This window comes from Paenibacillus sp. Marseille-Q4541 (assembly GCF_018310695.1).
Lineage (GTDB): Bacteria > Bacillota > Bacilli > Paenibacillales > Paenibacillaceae > Paenibacillus.
Genome location: NZ_JAGXCY010000026.1, coordinates 37,892 through 57,519 on the forward strand (window position 1 = coordinate 37,892; position 19,628 = coordinate 57,519).

Consider the following 19,628-nt stretch of genomic DNA (forward strand, 5'->3'; position numbering starts at 1 on the left):
GGCGGCTGAATGCGTCTAGTAATAGTCTTTGTCATATAGAACAGCATCAAAGACTATTAGAAGTTGCTATATTGAACTTACCCCTGTCAAGGAAGCAGCTTTATAGAAGTAAAAATAAGTAATCTTAGTTCCGCACTAGCCAGACTAAGGTGCAGTTTTCTGGCCGTTCGGTACGGAGCCGCTGATAACATTCAGCATTCCGTTGTCACTCATTGAATATGATGACGGCGCACTAGAAGCTACTTCCGTAACTAGAAGAATTCCTGAGGCTAGGATAATGGGTGGACCCCGGAATATAGGTAAGACATCCGTTATCCTCTATGCGAAAACCAGTAATATTAGATGTAATTCTATCAGCGGAGTTTCCCACATTTGAAACATACAGAAGATCATCGAATACAGTAACGCTATTTGGCTGAGCACCTCCCGATGGCTTCACATCGGCAAGAACAAGTCCTCCACTGTCGTTAATGATGAAACTACTGATACTATGACTGCCTGCATTAACTGCAAATAAGAAACGACCATCACGGGATAAAGACAGTGAACCTTGTGACACAAGAGGATCAATGCCATCATTTGCTGTTACAGATGAAACTTTCCTGGTACCTGTACCTTTTCCATATGTCGGGTAGTGACCCGTAAAGGTAAGCATTCCATTCATCTCCCGTAAAAAGCGATGACTTCGTTCATTTCTTCCATATTGGTCATAATGTAAACCATGCTCGTTCGAATGGATGTCGGCATTTTATGACTTTTCTCCTTCGAGTAGATCTTTGCTCCGCTTTAGATTCTGCTATCGTCTCATACTATTCATCTGAGCCTAGAACAATACCGAAGCTGCAAGTTTTTGAGACATGATTAAACACAGTAAATCCCTATTTACAGTCAATTCAAAATGCTCATTCTGGTCTTGTGTGAATTAGACTCTATATAGGCTGGAACATGTTCTTTCACGTTTAACAATGTTAAAATGGAAGGATAATTGGAGATAAGGCATGAAGAAAAGGCAGGGAACAATGAATGAAACCTAAACTTAATGATGTTGCACAATTAGCAGGAGTTTCGCCGACGACGGTTTCGCGGGTGCTTAATAACCGGGGTTATATTAGTCAGGAAACGAAGGATCGAGTTCATGACGCGATGCAGCAGTTGAATTATTTTCCAAACGACGTAGCTCGGTCATTATTTAGTAAACGAACCAATCTAATTGGATTAATCATTCCAACAACAAGCAACCCGTTTTTTGGAGAGCTTACTTTTCATATTGAGAATATTTGTGCATCATTAGGCTACAAACTACTGATTTGTAATAGCTTGAATCAACTGGATAAAGAAGAATCTTATGTGGATATGCTTATGCGCAATCAAGTTGACGGCATTATCGTAGGTACACATAACCGAGGTATTGTAAATTATGATCAGAAAAATATTGCGGTCATTGCGATTGATCGCTTCTTATCGGATACGATTCCTGTTGTAGGATCGGATAATTACATGGGCGGGAAAATGGCTTCTGAGCTGCTTATTGAGAAGGGCTGCAAGCATATTCTACATATTAATGGACCTGTCGAATTGGAAACACCAGCAAGCTTAAGAAGAAAAGCGTATGAAGATGTGATGGAACAGCACGGCCGAGAGGCAATCACTTATGAAGTAAATGACCCATTCCATCAACAGAATCATGATGAACCGATTGGGCGCTTGCTCGATGAGCATCCAGAAGTAGATGGATTGTTTGCGAGTAATGACTTGGTGGCCGCTTCATTTCTTGCTGCAGCAAGAAAACGTGGCAAACGTGTTCCTGAAGATATTCGTATAATTGGATATGACGGAACAGAAACGACTCGCAACTTACTTCCAGAATTAACGACGATTCAGCAGCCGATACAGGAGATAGCGAAATCTGCCGTTGAGCTGCTCATTAAAGAAATTGATGGGGAATTCAGTGATGTGCCGCGAGAAACCTATCTGCCTGTGAAACTTATTAAAGCTAGTACAGTATAATATAACTTTCATACCTAGCAGTACTGTGAATACAAGACGGAGCTAACCTTAGGAGAGTTGGGACAAGGGAGAGAGCTCCTTTTTCCTTAAAAAATATGTCAAGCGGTTGACATATGAAAGCGGTTGACATATAATCGGTTTTGTAAGCGCATTAACGTGCTTGCATTCACATTAAATGTTCAACTTAGAGGAGCGTTCACTATGAGACATTCAAAGAGCATGTATTGGAAACTAAGTGCCTATTTCTTCTTTTTCTTCTTTACATGGTCAGCAAGTTATTCATTGTTCTCCATCTGGCTGGGGCAAGAGATCAGTCTGAATGGTGCTGAAACAGGTATTATCTTTACTGTAAACGCTGTTTTTGCATTATGTATGCAACCGCTTTACGGCTATATCTCCGATAAGATTGGACTTAAGAAGCATATCCTATTTTTAATCAGTGGATTGCTCTTAGTCGTTGGTCCTTTCTATATCTTTATCTACGGACCTTTGCTTCAATACAATGTTTTTCTTGGCGCCATTGTAGGTGGATTATACTTGGGTGTTTCTTTCTTGGCAGGGATCGGAGCTATCGAATCTTATGTCGAGAAAATCAGCCGCAAATATGACTTTGAATATGGTAAATCTCGTATGTGGGGCTCGCTAGGTTGGGCGGCAGCAACATTTTTTGCCGGTCAGTTCTTTAATATCAACCCTAATATTAACTTCTGGATTGCATCTGTATCTGCAGTCATTCTGTTTATTATTATGATGACGATCAAAGTTGAGATGACAGAATCCGAGATGGAACGGGCTGAATCTATTAACTTTAAGCAAGTCGGTAATTTGTTTGCAGATAAGCATTTTTGGTTCTTCATTTTATATGTGCTTGGTGTTACGTGTATCTATAATGTATATGACCAGCAGTTCCCGATTTACTTTTCATCAGCATTCTCGAGCATTGCATTAGGCAATCAAGTGTACGGTTACTTAAATTCCTTCCAAGTGTTCTTGGAAGCAGGCATGATGTTCTTAGCACCGTTTATCGTCAACAAAATTGGAGCTAAAAAGGGTCTGATTCTGGCAGGGTTCTTAATGGCATTCCGAATCATGGGCTCCGGCTTAGTTGTCGAACCTTTCGGTATCTCCGCGATGAAATTGATTCACGCTTTGGAACTGCCAATCATGCTGATCTCCGTATTCAAATACTTGGCTGCTAATTTCGACACGCGTCTGTCATCGATCTTATATCTGGTAGGTTACCAGTTTACGAGTCAGGTAGGAGCTTCGATCTTCTCGCCAATCGCCGGTGCACTTTATGATGTCAGAGGCTTTGCGAATACATACTTGATTATGGGTATATTCGTATTCGTCTTTACGACCATCTCCATCTTTACCTTAAAGAAAGATCCGAAAAATACTAATAAGCTGGATTCTCAACTTCATTCACATATGGAAACAGCATAGGAGGAAGACATATGAACACATATAACAACAATACGAAGCAAGCTGAGGAAGCTTTGAAACAGGCAGAAGGAAAAATGAACAAGCGTTATCGCTTAGGTTTTCATATCATGGCACCTGCAAACTGGATAAACGATCCTAATGGATTAATTCAATATAAAGGCGAATATCACGCTTTCTATCAACATCATCCGTATGATGAGAACTGGGGACCAATGCACTGGGGGCATGTAAAAAGTAAAGATCTGGTGCATTGGGAACATTGTCCGATTGCATTAGCTCCTGGAGATGCGTGTGACCTGGATGGCTGCTTCTCAGGCAGCGCAGTGGATAATAACGGTGAATTGACATTGATCTATACTGGACATCACTACATTGATCAACCAAACAATATCTTTTTCCAAAATCAAAATGTGGCAGTAAGTACAGATGGCATTCATTTTACAAAAATACAACAGAATCCCGTGATTGCTGAGCCTCCTGCCGATAGCTCCCAGCATTTCCGTGATCCGAAGGTATGGAAGCATGAGGATACATGGTACATGATCCTAGGTAACAGTACGAAAGAAGATGTACCGCGTGTTATTTTGTATACATCTCCTGATCTTAGAACTTGGACCTATCATGGTGTGCTTTTGCAGGGAAATAAGGATATGGGCTTCATGTGGGAGTGCCCAGATTTCTTTGAACTTGGCGGCAAGCATGTATTTATGTTCTCTCCTCAAGGCATTGATGCGCAGGGAGAGAAGTACAATAACTTATTCCAGACCGGGTACTACGTTGGGAAATATGATTATGACAATAATGAATACAAGCATGGAGAGTTCGATGAGCTTGATAACGGTCATGACTTCTATGCGGTTCAAACTTTCTTAGATGATCAAGGTCGCCGTATTGCGATTGGCTGGATGGATATGTGGGAATCAGATATGCCGACAAAAGCAGACGGCTGGTGCGGTGCACTGACGATTCCTCGTGTGCTTACACTCACTGAGAATGACAAGGTGCTGATGAATCCGGTAGAAGAAATGAATCTGCTTCGTCAAAGTGAACATGTTGTGTATCAAGATCACGCGATTTCTGGAAGTTCCATGACAGAAGTTGAAGCGGATCTGCTTGAAGTGAAGGTCGTGTTTGATCTGACGAAGACAAGTGCGGACCTCGTAGGATTGAAGCTTCGCGGTACGAACCATGAGGAAACGGTTATCACTTATTCAATCCCGGAGCAGAAGCTTATGCTTGATTGCTCCAAATCAGGCAAGAAGACAGATGGCATTCGCCGTACAGCCTTAAGTGCTGAGGGACAGCTGACATTGCATGTATATCTGGATCGTTCATCAATTGAAATGTTTGCGAATGAAGGGCAAACTACGATGACCAGCCGCATTTATCCGAGTGAGAAGCTGTTAGGCATTGAACTCGTAACTGAGGGCGGAGAGGCACAAGTAAAAGGATTGACTTATTGGAAGTTGAAAGATATTTGGCAAGCTGAATAACGATGAAACAGACTGCTTTCTGAGCCATTACATTGACTCGGAAGCGGTCTTTTTTTGTTGTAAGGGATCAAGAGTTTTCCATGTAATTGAGAAAAAATCATCTTCATACTCAATTTGTATGAGTGTCTAAATAACTTCCAACAAAACAAAATGAAATGCAAAAATTTACAATAACATCCTTTGTATTTGATTTTAAGTAAATAATTCAACTTCATAATGAGGAGTGTAATTATGTTTTTGATAGATTGATGAACAACAAAGTAAGAACAGAATGGTACATAGGTACGGAGGTGGTTTCTACTTACGTTTCTTTTAGAAATAGAGTGCAAAAGAGGTGCTGATATGTCTTTAGTAGGCGAGGAACGCAAAAAGATTATTCTCGACATTTTGAATTTGGAAGGTAAGGTACGGTCCACTGATTTAGCTGAAAAGCTGCAAGTATCCGGCGAGATGATACGTCGATATTTGGAAGATTTGGAGGCAGAAAAGAAGCTTCGTCGCATTTATGGGGGTGCTGTCAAAATAGAGCTTACTCGCGAAGAACCTACTTACCTGAATCGGCAAGTAGTCAGAGTCGAGGAGAAGAAACGAATAGGGAGGGCTGCCGCTGAGCTCGTGGAAGATAATGATGTACTCTTTATCGACGATGGTAGCACTACAATGCAAGTTATTCATTACTTACAGAATAAGCAGAATGTCACGATTGTCGTGTTCTCCTTCCAAGTGCTTCATTTATTAGTTGAGATGCAAAATGAGGGCTTATTCACTGGTCAAATCTATTTCCTTGGCGGCAGAGTCTTGTCCAAATTTTCGCGCGTAACAGGCGGTATGGCTGAGAGTATAGCGGAGAATTTCAGCGTTGACAAAGCGTTTATCTCTGTTGACGGCCTAAGGCTTGATAGAGGCATTACTGGCTTTGATCTGGAACGAGGATATCTGATACGAAAAATAGTGAATCAAGCTCAGTTAACCGTCGCTATGACCGATCACACCAAGTTTGGTGGCATTCATCCCTATCAAATTATTGATATGAAAGACATTGATATCATTGTGACGGATGTAGAAGTTCCCTTACAATGGACTGCTACACTGAAACAAAAAAATGTGAGCTGGATTCATGCTCAATAACAAGAAAGCTAAGGTGATAGTCGTGAAAAAATTTACATTGATGATGACAATTGTACTGTTAGTCATTATGACAGCTTGTTCTTCAAACACAGGAAATGAAGGTAACAACTCATTAGCAAGCGCAAATAAGGGGGGTTCCAAAGAAGAGAAGGACACATTAACGATTGCTTGGCTACCGAATGAATCCAGCGGGGATCTGAAGGATACACGTGACGCAATCGGCGAAGTTATTGAGAAAGCGACCGGCAAGAAGGTGGAGCATTTCACCACGACCGATTATATCATTGCTATCGAAGCACTCGCTAACGGAAGCGCAGATCTTGCATACATGGGTGCCACAGCGTACGTGGAAGCGAAGAACAAAAATGCGAACTTGCAACCACTTGTTGTGAATTCAGGTGAGTCCGGTACACTGGATGATGCCGTATACTACGGATGGCTAGCGGTTAACGAAAAAGACACGGATCAATACAAGGACGGGGATTCCTATTCTATCGCTAATATTCAGGGTAAACGCTTCTCTTTTGTATCCAATAGTTCTACTTCGGGGTTTAAAGTGCCTTCCAATGAAATTGTCGCTACATTCTCTAAACAAGACACTTACAAAGCTCTTACTGCAGAAGATTTGATGGAAGGCGGAAAGAATCAATTCTTCAGTGAAGTATTGTATGGCGGCTCTCACCAAGGATCAGCTGTTAATTTATTGACGGATAAAGCAGATATTGCAGCATTTTGTGACACTTGCGTAAGCAACTACGTGGATCTTAAAGAAGGTGAAGCAAACCGTCCTGGTGCGGTGTACACAGTGAAAAATAATGCTGAGCAGCCGTTCGACCAGCTTGCTGACAAGTCATTCCGCCTCATTTCTGTAACGCCAGTATTGAATGGGCCATTTGTTGCAAATCTTGATCAAATGAGTGAGGAAGATTTTAACGCCATCGTAAAAGCGATGACAGCTGAAGAAACAACAATGAATGAACGTATCTTCCTTCCAGAAGATTCCGAATCTTCCGGTTTGTTTTGGAAAACAGGTGATACTCACTTCGTTCCAGTAGAAGATCCTTGGTTTAATCCAATTCGAGAGCTGTCCAAATAATGGCGATTCAGCTGATAGATGGACATCACGCTAAAGTCAAAGGAATCTTGTTCGATAAAGATGGTACCCTGCTGAACTTTATTTCTCTATGGGGTAGCTGGTGCGAGATACTCATACATCAAGTGAATAAGAGAATAGAAGAGCGGATTCCGGTGCATCCTTCATTGGCTTCTCTCCCTTCCATTTTTGGAGTTATTTGCGATGAGCAAGGGAAAATCGTGGATTATGATACTGAAGGATTGTTATCTACAGGGACTATGGCGGACATGCAGAGTGTGATCATTCATTATAGCGAGCAAGCAGGAATTGGTAACGCTGAAGCACATGTCATTGCTTACGAGAGCATGAAAGAAGCCTATCAAGGAATTGAGCGATCTCGTCCCGTGCAAGCACGCGCAAATATTATGGATGTATTAGCGCAGTGTCGCAAACAGGGAGTGTTGTTAGCAGTAGTTACCGCTGATGAGACGGATGATGCGGTTAAGCATCTGGAGTGGCTTGGGCTCAGTAATTATTTTGAGACCATTGTAGGTACCGATCAGGTACGGCAAGGCAAGCCAAGCCCTGATATGATTTATCTGGCTTGCGAACGACTAGGCATATTACCTTCAGAAGTTGCAGTCATAGGGGACACCGATTCTGATATGCAAATGGGCAAGGCGGCAGGAGTTGCTATCACAGTAGCGATATTTCCGGAAGACAAAGCAGAAACAAGGATAGGGAGAAATCTAATGCCTTACCGCAACGCAGACGTTCTTATTACTTCATATATTCAGTTATTAGCTGGATTAAAAATGAAGTGATTAGTTATTTCTTGAATAGCCCTTTCTTACAAACAAGATGAAGCTGCCATTTTATTCGTTGCGATTTCACACGTGTATGACATTCTGCAGCTAACAAAGAAAAAAGGAGCCTTTATGACAACTTTATTAACTTTGGATAAAGTATCCAAACAGTATGGGCGGGATAGCTGGGCCTTGAAAGATGTTAGCTTTTCGGTTAAAAGCGGAGCTTTTGTCTCCATTATCGGACCTTCAGGTGCTGGGAAATCGACGATGCTTCGCTGCATTAATCGCATGATTGAACCAAGTGAAGGTAGTATTCAGTTCCAAGGTAAAGAGACGACGTCACTGAAACGCAAAGAATTGCGCCAGATGCGAACAGGTATAGGTATGGTGTTCCAACACTTTAATTTGGTAGAGCGATTAAGCGTTATAGAAAACGTATTGCATGGTAGATTAGGATACAAAAATCCGTTAACAGGCGCATTAGGCATCTACACCGAAGCGGAGAAACGAGAGGCACAGGAGATTCTTCATGCGCTAGGGTTAGGTGAGTTTATGTTCAAGCGCTGTGACCAGCTAAGTGGAGGACAAAAGCAGCGAGTAGGCATTGCTAGGGCGCTAGTACAAAATCCCAAGTTGCTGTTGTGTGATGAGCCGATAGCCTCGCTTGATCCTAATGCATCCAAAGTAATTATGGATCATTTGCGGTCCATCACAACGAAGATGGGGATTTCGGTTTTGGTTAATCTGCATCAGGTAGATGTTGCATTGAACTATTCAGATTCTATTATTGGCGTGAACAGAGGCAAAATCGTCTTTAATGGTGCACCGGAGCAGCTTACACAAGATCGCATTCATCATATTTATGGTTCAGAGGCCGGTGAATTAATTATGGATTTGTCTGAGCATCGCAGGGGGGAGACAACAACGTCCTATGAATTTGGATAGATATATCGCAAGAAAACGAATCAGTCTGCTGCTCCTGATCGGCCTCCTGCTAACGATTAGCTGGATTGCGTCTATATTGACAAAGTTTGATCCTTTACAAGGATTAAGCGCTTTTCCACAAGCGGTGGGATGGGCCTTTCAGAACTTTTATCCCGATGCCAAGTCGCTGGAGAGACTTCCGCAAATTTTGCCTAGACTTTGGGATACGATACTTCTTTCTACCGCTGCTGCTGCAGTAGGCGCTATGGTAGCTATCGTATTTGCAGTATTGGGCTCAGCGACAACAAGAGTGAATGGATTTTTTAGTGCAGCATGTCGCCTCATTGCGACCTTGTTTCGGAATATTGATGTGTCCGTATGGTCGATGGTGCTCCTATTTTCCTTCGGACAAAGCGGTATGACGGGTTTTCTGGCTTTGTTCTTCGCAAGCTTTGGCTTTCTTACTCGCGCATTTATGGAAACAATTGATGAGGTAAGCGCAAGCTCAGTAGAAGCGTTGAAAGCGTCGGGATCAGGTTATCTCTCTGTTGTGTGTCGTTCGGTTATTCCTTCGACTGCCCCTCAGATGATGAGCTGGCTGCTCTATATGGTTGAAACAAATATCCGCAGCGCTACCTTAGTCGGTCTTTTGACAGGGACAGGCATCGGTTTTTCATTTGACCTGTATTATAAGAGTCTTAACTATAATTCTGCTAGTCTTGTCGTCATCTTGATCATTATTGCCATCGTCACCATTGAACTAGCATCGAACGCGATTCGCAAATTGATCAAATAGAAAGGTGGGTTTACCATTCATCTTCAGCCAGTTAATAAAGGAGTGCTAGGGAACGATACAAGCGGCAAGCCAATGCCGCTTAAGAAGAAGCCGTTCGATTTCTCTGGATTTATTATGAAATCAACCCTACTTATTATTGCTGTTCTTACGATCTATACACTCATGAGCATGGATAGTAAGAATGTTTCTTTCGTAGAGGGCGTTCAGAAAACGGTTAGCAACTTTGGCAGCATGTTCGGCGAGTCACATTTCAAGCATCTTACTTTCATAAATGCAGCTTATTCAGCTCTTATAACCGTTGGATTGGGTGTTATTACGACTTTGATCGGAGCGGTTATTGCGCTTGGAACGGGTTTGCTCGCTGCTCGCAATATTACGGGCGGCACTGTATCTCAAGCGGTCAAAGCGATTATGGCTGTCATTCGAGCTGTACCAACGATCTTGTGGGTGCTGATCTTTGCCGTGTCATCCGGTCTTGGTAGCGTAGCAGCCGTTATCGGCATGACCTTTCATACCGTTAGTTACTTGACGAAGGCGTATGCCGAGTCATTTGAGGAGCTAGACCCAGGTATGCTTGAAGCGTTGAAGGGAACTGGCGCGAGCCGACTACAAATTGTATTCCAAGCGGTTCTTCCGTCCTCATTGACGTATATCCTGTCATGGACATTTCTTCGTCTAGAGATTAACTTCTCTAACGCATTAGCAATGGGCGCCGCTGCAGGCGCAGGTGGAATTGGCTACGATATGTATATGGCAAGTTCACTTTACTTCGATATTCGTGAGATGGGAACACTTACGTATTTTATTTTGTTTTTCGCTATTTCTGTAGAACTAGTGTCTACCAAACTCAAGAAGTATTTAAAGATCGGCGACATGAAATTCAAGCAAATATAGAGATTTAACACGTGAAAATCGCAGATTGAGCAATGCTTATCATTTCGAAAAGAGCGGAGTAATCCTTTATTTTCAATATGAAAGGAGATTTGGCAAATGAACCAAAAAAGAAACCGGAAATCGCTTTGTTTTATCGGTTATTTTACTTTTGTTATCATGTTGGTTTTCAGCTTGACTGCAACATCTTTTGTACCTGTTGCTGATGCAGCTGCAGGCCAGACGTTAACATTGGACAAACTCCAGTATTTCAAGGGCGAATCTATTACGTTATCTTACACAGGTGCTGGTGCAAATGGGACGGATTGGGTCGGCATCTACAAAACCGGAGACGTTCCTCCAGGAGCGGGTGTATCGCTGAGATGGGTTTATTTAAAGTCGGGAGACGGGGAATCTAGTCTCAGCAATGGGCTGGCGCCTGGCACTTATGATGCGCTTTTCATGCTCGATGACGGGTATGAGATCGTGGATCGTAAGACATTCGAAGTCGTTGAACGCGTTCCTGTTAACGGGGTGACGCTTGATCAACAGGACATCATCTTGTCTGAAGGTGAAACCAGAATATTAACGGCTATGGTTACGCCGGCTAATGCAAATGATACCCAGGTTTCGTGGACAAGCAGCGATCCTGCTGTAGTATCTGTAACCTCAACTGGTGACAGCGCTTCCGCTTCACTGATCGGCAACAGTGCTGGAAAGGCAACAGTGACGGTCATGACTTCAGATGGAAATTTTACGTCTTCCGCTGATGTGACAGTAGAGCCAGAACTGATGTTACAGAGCCTAATCGAAAGCGCTCAGGCCAAATACGATGCAGCAGTGGAAGGAAATGAGGACGGGCTATATACGCCTGGATCCAAAGCTCGATTGCAATTAGCAATCGAAGCAGCGAATGGGATAGCAAACGATTCAAATGCTACAAAGGAGCAGATAGATATCGCGAAAACTGAATTGAGAAGGGCCATTCAAGAGTTTGACAAGAAGAGAATCACCGCAGATGTCAATGGAGATGGAAGAATCTCTATTGGAGACTTAGCTATTGTTGCAGGGGGAAGCGGTAAACAACAAGGTCAAGAGAACTGGATTGAAAACGCGGATGTGAATCATGACGGTAAGGTTGATACGCTAGACCTTGAAATGGTAGCCAAAGCGATTCTGCAATGAAAATGGGTAATACTGCTGTATATCGTATCTACAGCTGCGTTACAGTCGATGGTATATTCGGACTTTTTTTGATAGTTCTAACTTGAATATATGGAGGTTTTTCTGTAATGAACAGAATTTTATCTGTTTCGCTCATAGTAACGATGCTATTCGCTATGCTATCCAACAGTGCATACGCAGAAATCAATACTACTAGCGCGAATGCCAACAATCTTATTACATCGATTACATTCGATAATAATTTGAAGGACGATACAAATCAAAAGGATTTGATAGCACATGGGAATTATAGTTATGTAGACGGTGTATTACCAGGAACCAAAGCGCTACATTTACAAGGCGGGAACGGCAATTATGTCAGCACGTCGGAAAGTTTGAATTTTGGTGAAGAGAATTTTACTGTATCCTTCTGGTATAAAGGCGACACGAACAAGAATCAGGTCATCTTATCCAACAAAGATTTCAGTAACGGCTCTAATTCAGGCTGGGCGATCTACACTTCAGCTAATTCGATTCATATGAATTTTGGATTCCCAACCTCCAAAGAAAAGAACATTTCTTTGGGACGCAACACATTTGATGCTTCTGATTGGCGTTATGTTACTTATGTGGTTGACCGAGAAAAATTGCTTGCCTCGATGTATATTGATGGTTACGCAATGGCTGAAACGACGCTGAAGCTTGGATCGCTAGATACAGCGAACCCATTAAATATTGGTTCCGACGGATTGGGCAACCTTGGCGGGAATGCATTCGCTATCTCGGAGTTGAAAATTTGGAAAAGTGCGCTTAGCAGCGATATCGTTCAAGCGAATTATAATAGTTACTCTGAAAATAAAGTGGATTTGACAGCACTTCACAAGACGGTAGCAGAAGCCAATGCAATCATAGCAGGAGGACTTGGCAACGGCTATAGTAAAACCGATTTTGATTATTTGAAAAAGGTGTTTACGACCGCGAATACGGTTGCAACAACGCAAAAAGAAAAATTATTTACTCAGGAAACCATCAGTTATTACGAACGTGAACTAACCAATGCCATTTTTATCTATCAAAAAAGCGATAAAACAGTTACTCCAGCAGATTTAAATATGATTGTGAACAGTGATACGGAGATCAGTGGTAATCCAGCTGCAATTGCGCGGGTGGAAGATGATTTTAGAAAAAGCTTGAAAGTATTCTCGCAAGCCGACATTATGTTGATTCCTGGTGACGTTACTGGCGGTAACAATGCGATCGAATATCTGTGGATGAATGAACTGACAAATGTCTACAACAAACTGAAAGATGAAGGCTTATTTGATAATATCGCGCTGTATTTGGTAAGAGGGAACCATGATATGGGCGGCGCCGAAAAATTAATTCCTGTTGGTTCAGCTGGCGCATGGAACGAATCAACGCAATCATATGATAATAATTTCTTTAACGATGCTTATCGGGTCAAGGTAAAAGGATATAATCTTGTTGTTTTTGACGGAAACTATGACAATAATAACACGTCAGGCAAAGCTAAAAATTTCCTTGATCAAATTACTAAAGAACCGGATTACGATCCAACAAAACCGATATTTGTATCTTCTCACTTCCCTATAAGCGGAACCAATTGGGGATCGGGATGGAGCACCGCTGGAAGTAATAATGTAGGTAAATATATTGCTGACAATAATTTGTCACAGGTGGTATATGTGTCAGGTCATACACATTACGATCCGACCGACGAACGTTCTCTCTATCAGGGTGCGGCTTCGTACTTCGATGCTGGTTCGACGAATTATTCTAGTTATATTGATGCCGGTCCTTACGGTGGATACATTGAAGGGGACTATATCAAATACAATACTACTCCTCGTATCTCAAATTTAATTGAGGTTTATGGTACAAAAGTTATCATCAAACATTATAATTTAGCCACAGAAGAATTTGTAGGTGTACCTTCAGTAGTCAACGTTGGCGAAGGCAAAGATGCCTTTACGTATAGCAAAAGCGATACAAGAGAGCTCATTGCTCCGCAATTTGATGAGGAACTTAAGGTTAAATCCTTTGAAAACAACGAACTTACTTTTACAATGAAGCAAGCAAGTGACAATGTACGTGTGTTGGAATACAATATTCAGTTGATCAACAAGCTTACAGGAGAAGTGGACAAATCATTTAATAGTCTTTCGCTGCCGCTAGACAAGCCATTTGATGAATATAGGGAATACAAGCTGACAGGTTTGTCGCCGATTACTCCATATACACTCCGAGTATTCGCAGCGGATTCCATGTATAACCGCTCGGTGCAGGACTTTGACATTGCACCTCAAGGTGTAAATTTAGAGAGCATCACTGCACCTGTGAACAAAACTGGAGTAGCCGTTGGAGTGGAGAAGACAGCAGATGCTCTAGGTTTACCGAAAATGGTAAAATTAGTTACCGATGGTGGAGATGGCGAAGCAAAAGTAACATGGGATGTAGAGTCATCGAAATATGATCCTGCTTTAATGGCTGTACAGACTTTTACTGTGAATGGAACGGTAACTTTGCCAGATGGAGTTGCAAATCCGAATAACGTACCTTTGACAACAAGCATGAACGTAACTGTTGAAAAAGTCCCTCAGTCGCAAATGACGGCAACAGCTACAAGTGAGGAAACGGTTGGTGAAGACAATTCTGCATCTTTGGCGATTGACGGAAACTCACAAACATTTTGGCATACAAAGTGGGATAAATCTGATGTGCTTCCTCAATCAATCACATTAAACCTTGGAGGAACTTACAACATTAACAAGTTGACCTATTTACCGAGGTCATCAGCCGTTAATGGGATTATAACCGCTTATCATATCTATGTGAGTACGGATGGAGAGACCTTTACCAAGGTTGCAAGTGGAGATTGGGCAAAGGACAATGCAGAAAAAGTAGCGAATTTTGATCCAATCGATGCTTCATTTATCAAGCTTGAAGCAGCGGAAGGTGCAAATGGCTGGGCATCTGCTGCAGAGATCAACGTATTTTTGGAGCCGGGAATTTCTGAAAAGCCACACACGGTTATTACCGGACCAGATCAGGTGAGCACTGGCGAAACGTTCGATGTAACGATGGGACTGAACAACGTCACACAAAGCGTGTACCAGTCGGTGTATGCACAAGATTTGACGCTTCACTATGATCCAGCGATTTTGCAACTTGAATCGATCACATCACTGAAGGACGGATTTGAGGTTATCGAACAAAAGGAGACAGCCCCGGGACAAATTCGGATTATGACAGCCACTGTGGGTTCGAACGTGCCTGCCCAAGGCGATTTGCTTGCATTCAAATTTATTGCCAAAGCTGCAACGCAAGCTTCAGCTAAGACGATAGTATTGATCGATAATGTTGTCATTGCCAACGAACAAGGGAAAGAGCTGCCGGTAGCTGGTGCCTCCCATGAGGTAACCGTGTCCGAGGACGGCGGTCAAGTGGGCAAAATTCCTGCTGTACCTACAGGTTTGAAAGCAACAACAGCAAGTAGGTCACAAATCAATGTTACGTGGAACAATTCAGCTGATGCAACAGGTTATGACTTGATGGTAGATGGGGAGATTCATACAGATGTTGTAAATCCATTCACACACAAAAGTCTTGCAGCAAACACAAGCCATACCTATAAGGTGAGAGCTAAAAATTCGGCAGGAACGAGTGAATGGAGTACTCAGGTAATTGAAGTCACTCAGAGTAATACGTCACCGGCACCTGAACCAACGCCTGAGCCTACACCTACACCTGAGCCACCGACTACAACTACACCTGACCCAGTACCTACACCGGTACCTACCGATAATGTATTCAACAGCAATATAATTAATGAAGTACACTTAATTGAGGCGATTAGGTCCAAGGTAGAGGAAGCCAAGAAGTCTAATGTTAAGATTGACCTGGCAGACTTGAAAGGACACTGGGCTAAAACGACTTTTACTACGTTTGTGAAGTTGCAAATGATCGTTGGGTTTGAGGATGGCACGTACCGTCCAAACGGTCAAACTACACGAGCTGAGTTCGCAGCTATCATCGCCCGTGTATTCGATATCAACGGCGGCGACGCTAAAGATGCTGCTGAACTGAGCTATATTAACAGTCACTGGGCTAAAACCGAGATTCATAATCTTGCAAGAGTAGGTATTATTAACGGATACGGAGATGGAACTTTCAAACCGAACAAAACGATCAGCCGTGAAGAAATGGTCATCATTCTGTCCCGTATTGTCAACTTGACTGATGTTGACAAAGATGGTTCAAAAGGTGATTTCACGGATATGTCAAACGCAAGCCCTTTTGCAGTGAATAGTATTAAAGATGCTGCACAAGCTGGCATTATCAACGGCATGCCAAATGGGGGATTTGATCCGAAAGGAACCTCCACACGTGCTGAAGCTTTGACGATCATTGCGAATGCATTGAAGCTTAATCCGCAAATTAAAACAATCTTAAACAGCTTGAACTAATCCTCTCTGATGGGGAAGCGAAGTGTCTCCTTAAAGTTAGACAGGTTACATCATTAGGTAACTTGTTGGGCATGAGTTCGGTATATTACCGGACTTATGCCTTTTGTTTTTTTGTTAAAGATTCACAATCTTTTTCAGTAGCTATTAGGCAGTATAGTTTAGTTATAACTAATGTTTCTATTGTGATATCACAAAACTATATGTAAAATTATGGACAAATTAAATAAACTGAGGTTGGGATATCGCTTATCTACTACTGACAATTTTTAGATGGTGCGTACTGGATTCTTTCGCTTTTATAGTTAGTAACTTAAGGAGGAGATATTATAACTTGTGACGAGGTTATTCAAATCGCTGATGCATATTTAGTTTCATTAGTATCAGACATGTACGGGTTGGAAGGTTACGAAATCAAACCGGTTAAGGCACATTCCGGAGGACGTAATGTCGTTTATAATTGTGAGAAAGAGGATGCTGAAGCAAGAATACTCAGAATCTCCTTCTTAAATGACAGAAGCCTGGAAGACATACTGGCTGAAGTTGAATATAACAGATATTTATTCGAGCATGGTGGCAGTGTCCCGGATGTAATCCGCTCCATAAAGGGGAATCTGCTAGAAGAGATAACTCATGATGATCACACCTTTTTTATCTGCTTGTTTGAAAAGGCTAGAGGGAAAAAGCTGGTGGATAATAATTATCGGTATCGAGAAGAAGTTCCTATTACCGAATATTATTATAACTGTGGTAAAGTTTTGGGCAAACTGCATCAATTGTCAAAAGAATATACTCCTGTTCATTATCGGTATCATTTCTTTGATAAATACAATGTCGAATATATTAATAAACTGATACCTGATTCCTTAACTCTGCTGAAAGAGAAGTTGGCAAATCTCCTAACAACCTTAGAAGGATTGGACAGAAACGATGAGATTTTTGGTATGATCCATTTTGATTTCAACGATGGGAATTATATGATAGATTTTGATACTGGGCAAATCACTGTATATGATTTCGATAATTCATGTTTCGGTTGGTATATGTATGACTTGGCAGATCTCTGGAGAAGTGGAGTAGGATGGATAACTACAGAACCAGACGTGGAGAAACGCAAAAAGTTTATGGATGATTATTTTAGTACAGCGCTCGAGGGATACAGATCAGAGACTAAGATCGATGAATCGATGCTGGAGAAACTGCCCTTATTTATTAAGGTTGCCCTCATGGAACAAATTGTAGACGGATTCGAGTGGATGAGGAATAATGGTGGAAAGATGGAATGTGATGAGGAATTGTCATATTGCATAAAATGCTTGGAAGACGATATCCCGTATATGGGATTTTTCGATGAGATTTTCTCGTGTGAAGAACCCTTTGAGTATGAGGTGCGAAATATTTAATAGTCGGACGACTAGACATAGCCACTTTAGAAGTCGCCTATATGGGCGGCTTTTTTTGTTCCCTTTGCAGTAAAGGACACGAACATGATTCAATTACTGATGAGAAGGATAACAAGGGAAGTTAATGTTTCTACAGCATGAATTCGTCTGAAAAGTTTTTAATCTTATGCATCAAAAACTGTACAATCTGACTAGTTAAGCAAAGGGTAAAGTGATATTCTGCTAAAGAGGAGATGATCATATGTTTGAAAAGGATCGTTTCGACCAGTTCAATCAACTAGAAAATGGCTCATTACTATGTACAAGTTTATAAATTTATTAAAAATGGTATTTCAGATCAAACGGCATAATGGACACATTCATAAGGAGGGGAAACTTAGATATGATTATATCACTCAAAAATGTATCATGGCGACGTGATACGACGATGATTTTGCGCGATATAAATTGGGAAGTGAAAAAAGGGCAACACTGGTGTATCGTTGGTCTGAACGGATCAGGCAAGACGACGATGCTGAACGTCGTGAACGGCTATATTTGGCCGACGGCGGGGCAGGTCGAAGTGTTGGGCCATAGCTTCGGCGATGTGGATTTGAGAGAACTACGCAAACGAATCGGTTGGGTCAGCACCTCCCTGCAGCAGAAGCTGCACGGACATCAGACTGCGCTAACCATCGTCCTCAGCGGAAAATTCGCGACGATCGGTCTGTATGACAAGACAAATGAAGAAGATATAAAGCAAGCCGAAGAGTTGATGGGATTTTTAGACTGCTCTTCCTTGGCTGCTCGTACATACGATACCTTGTCACAAGGACAGCGTCAGAAAGTCCTTATTGCACGTGCACTAATGGCCAATCCAGACCTATTGATCCTTGATGAGCCATGCACGGGACTTGATATTTTTGCCCGAGAACAGCTGCTACAGATGATCGAGAAGATTACAAAGCAACCTGGTGGACCCACCTTATTGTATGTGACGCATCATATCGAAGAGATAACTCCATGCTTCACGCATACGCTGCTCGTGAAGAGCGGAGAAATCTACAAAGGGGATGAGACGCTAAAATGCTTGCAGTCTGATGTGTTGAGCGATTTCTTTGATACCCCCGTTGAAGTGCAAGAACACCATAACCGCAAGTGGCTTACCCTTGCCGGTGATAAGTATTAACATCCCATTCAATAACAAAAGCTGCCAAGCAATCGCTTGTCAGCTTTTGTTATTGAATGCCGTAAAGGACAAGAATTTGCAATCTAATAGAAGGATTTAAATTTAGATGTGTTTCTTAGTATTGGATTCAGTTCGATTCTTTATAGAAAAAGAGATGAGTGATTACAATTATAGTTGACCTAGAGTTAAATCGAGGGGGTATGGTAAAAAGAAGTTCTATCCTAAAAAGAAATGTAAAGGGTGATGTGCAAATGAATAAAGGTATTTTTGAAAGAGACCGCTCAGGTGAAGTGATTTCAATTAGTGACCCTGAGTTTTATAAAATGAGTGAAGCTATTGAACGAGCACAAAAGCTGATTGCAGAATTGAATACAGGATATCATAGCGCACAGAAAGTAAGAGATCTATTCAGTCAGCTAACGGGAGAAATAGTGGATGAAACGTTTGAATTACTGCCCCCGTTTTACACGGATTATGGTCAAAATATCCGAGTTGGGAAAGAGGTGTTTATCAACCAAGGTTGCACCTTCATGGATCGAGGAGGCATAACAATTGAAGATCATGTATTGATTGCTCCTAAAGTCAATCTCGTGACGATTAATCATCCGGTCAGTCCTTCCCAAAGAAGATCGACCATTTCAAATCCCATTGTCATTAAAAAAGGTGCCTGGATTGGAATCGCGGCAACCATTATGCCAGGTGTAACAGTCGGTGAGAATTCCATTATATCGGCAGGAGCGGTAGTGACAAAAGATGTCCCTGCCAACACGATAATGGCTGGTGTACCTGCAAAAGTGATAAAAACGATAGAAGATTAACACTTAGAATGACAGGAGGTTTATGATTAATTTCCTATTTAAA

At 41.9% G+C, this 19,628-nt stretch carries 14 protein-coding genes and 1 pseudogene; 14 read left to right on the plus strand and 1 reads right to left on the minus strand.

All coding sequences use genetic code 11. The features are described from left to right. Positions 1-150: 150 nt before the first annotated feature. Positions 151-747 (minus strand): annotated as a pseudogene (locus KFT32_RS20425) (beta-propeller fold lactonase family protein); the annotation flags it as partial. Positions 748-1,023: 276 nt separating this feature from the next. Between KFT32_RS20425 and KFT32_RS20430 the strand changes: the two are divergent. The 14 genes from KFT32_RS20430 (at position 1,024) to KFT32_RS20495 (ending at position 19,585) form a co-directional block, all read left to right on the plus strand. After that, complete coding sequence (locus KFT32_RS20430; protein WP_211749333.1) at positions 1,024-2,007, plus strand: LacI family DNA-binding transcriptional regulator; 984 nt, start codon at positions 1,024-1,026, stop codon at positions 2,005-2,007. Between the two features lie 201 nt (positions 2,008-2,208). Continuing rightward, on the plus strand, positions 2,209-3,453 hold the full coding sequence (locus tag KFT32_RS20435) for an MFS transporter (RefSeq protein ID WP_211749334.1): 1,245 nt from the start codon (positions 2,209-2,211) through the stop codon (positions 3,451-3,453). An 11-nt stretch (positions 3,454-3,464) separates the two neighbouring features. After that, entirely contained in the window at positions 3,465-4,946 is a 1,482-nt protein-coding gene (locus KFT32_RS20440; RefSeq protein ID WP_211749335.1) for a glycoside hydrolase family 32 protein, read from the plus strand. A gap of 342 nt (positions 4,947-5,288) precedes the next feature. Further along, the gene (locus KFT32_RS20445) at positions 5,289-6,074 is read left to right on the plus strand and encodes a DeoR/GlpR family DNA-binding transcription regulator (protein ID WP_211749336.1); all 786 of its coding nucleotides are present in this window, start codon (positions 5,289-5,291) and stop codon (positions 6,072-6,074) included. Between the two features lie 22 nt (positions 6,075-6,096). Further along, the gene (locus KFT32_RS20450; RefSeq protein ID WP_349304936.1) at positions 6,097-7,170 is read left to right on the plus strand and encodes a phosphate/phosphite/phosphonate ABC transporter substrate-binding protein; all 1,074 of its coding nucleotides are present in this window, start codon (positions 6,097-6,099) and stop codon (positions 7,168-7,170) included. Beyond that, positions 7,170-7,973: an HAD family hydrolase gene (locus tag KFT32_RS20455; RefSeq protein ID WP_211749337.1), complete on the plus strand. Its 804-nt coding sequence runs from the start codon at positions 7,170-7,172 to the stop codon at positions 7,971-7,973. Before KFT32_RS20450 ends, KFT32_RS20455 begins: the two co-directional genes overlap by 1 nt. 114 nt (positions 7,974-8,087) lie before the next feature. Further along, positions 8,088-8,903, plus strand: coding sequence for a phosphonate ABC transporter ATP-binding protein (gene phnC, locus KFT32_RS20460; RefSeq protein ID WP_211749338.1), 816 nt, complete (start codon positions 8,088-8,090; stop codon positions 8,901-8,903). Continuing rightward, positions 8,890-9,678, plus strand: coding sequence for an ABC transporter permease subunit (locus KFT32_RS20465; protein ID WP_211749339.1), 789 nt, complete (start codon positions 8,890-8,892; stop codon positions 9,676-9,678). Before phnC ends, KFT32_RS20465 begins: the two co-directional genes overlap by 14 nt. 72 nt (positions 9,679-9,750) lie before the next feature. Further along, complete coding sequence (locus KFT32_RS20470; RefSeq protein WP_211749340.1) at positions 9,751-10,572, plus strand: PhnE/PtxC family ABC transporter permease; 822 nt, start codon at positions 9,751-9,753, stop codon at positions 10,570-10,572. A 96-nt stretch (positions 10,573-10,668) separates the two neighbouring features. Continuing rightward, on the plus strand, positions 10,669-11,733 hold the full coding sequence (locus KFT32_RS20475) for an Ig-like domain-containing protein (protein WP_211749341.1): 1,065 nt from the start codon (positions 10,669-10,671) through the stop codon (positions 11,731-11,733). A 107-nt stretch (positions 11,734-11,840) separates the two neighbouring features. Continuing rightward, complete coding sequence (locus tag KFT32_RS20480) at positions 11,841-16,199, plus strand: S-layer homology domain-containing protein (protein ID WP_211749342.1); 4,359 nt, start codon at positions 11,841-11,843, stop codon at positions 16,197-16,199. A 386-nt stretch (positions 16,200-16,585) separates the two neighbouring features. After that, positions 16,586-17,599, plus strand: coding sequence for a phosphotransferase enzyme family protein (locus tag KFT32_RS20485; protein ID WP_211749343.1), 1,014 nt, complete (start codon positions 16,586-16,588; stop codon positions 17,597-17,599). A 427-nt stretch (positions 17,600-18,026) separates the two neighbouring features. After that, entirely contained in the window at positions 18,027-18,767 is a 741-nt protein-coding gene (locus KFT32_RS20490; protein WP_481856358.1) for an ABC transporter ATP-binding protein, read from the plus strand. 251 nt (positions 18,768-19,018) lie between these two features. Further along, positions 19,019-19,585 carry a sugar O-acetyltransferase gene (locus tag KFT32_RS20495; protein WP_249436023.1) on the plus strand — a complete coding sequence of 189 codons (567 nt, stop codon included), beginning with the start codon at positions 19,019-19,021 and terminating at the stop codon, positions 19,583-19,585. Positions 19,586-19,628: the final 43 nt, after the last annotated feature.

What these genes read in the sequence shown, in the direction of transcription:
- KFT32_RS20430 (WP_211749333.1), top strand. Translation starts at nt 1,024, where the DNA reads ATGAAACCTAAACTTAATGATGTTGCACAATTAGCAGGAGTTTCGCCG.
- KFT32_RS20470 (WP_211749340.1), top strand. Translation starts at nt 9,751, where the DNA reads ATGCCGCTTAAGAAGAAGCCGTTCGATTTCTCTGGATTTATTATGAAA.
- KFT32_RS20475 (WP_211749341.1), top strand. Translation starts at nt 10,669, where the DNA reads ATGAACCAAAAAAGAAACCGGAAATCGCTTTGTTTTATCGGTTATTTT.
- KFT32_RS20455 (WP_211749337.1), top strand. Translation starts at nt 7,170, where the DNA reads ATGGCGATTCAGCTGATAGATGGACATCACGCTAAAGTCAAAGGAATC.
- KFT32_RS20440 (WP_211749335.1), top strand. Translation starts at nt 3,465, where the DNA reads ATGAACACATATAACAACAATACGAAGCAAGCTGAGGAAGCTTTGAAA.
- KFT32_RS20465 (WP_211749339.1), top strand. Translation starts at nt 8,890, where the DNA reads ATGAATTTGGATAGATATATCGCAAGAAAACGAATCAGTCTGCTGCTC.
- KFT32_RS20480 (WP_211749342.1), top strand. Translation starts at nt 11,841, where the DNA reads ATGAACAGAATTTTATCTGTTTCGCTCATAGTAACGATGCTATTCGCT.
- KFT32_RS20490 (WP_481856358.1), top strand. Translation starts at nt 18,027, where the DNA reads ATGATTTTGCGCGATATAAATTGGGAAGTGAAAAAAGGGCAACACTGG.
- KFT32_RS20445 (WP_211749336.1), top strand. Translation starts at nt 5,289, where the DNA reads ATGTCTTTAGTAGGCGAGGAACGCAAAAAGATTATTCTCGACATTTTG.
- KFT32_RS20495 (WP_249436023.1), top strand. Translation starts at nt 19,019, where the DNA reads ATGAATAAAGGTATTTTTGAAAGAGACCGCTCAGGTGAAGTGATTTCA.
- phnC (WP_211749338.1), top strand. Translation starts at nt 8,088, where the DNA reads ATGACAACTTTATTAACTTTGGATAAAGTATCCAAACAGTATGGGCGG.
- KFT32_RS20435 (WP_211749334.1), top strand. Translation starts at nt 2,209, where the DNA reads ATGAGACATTCAAAGAGCATGTATTGGAAACTAAGTGCCTATTTCTTC.
- KFT32_RS20485 (WP_211749343.1), top strand. Translation starts at nt 16,586, where the DNA reads ATGTACGGGTTGGAAGGTTACGAAATCAAACCGGTTAAGGCACATTCC.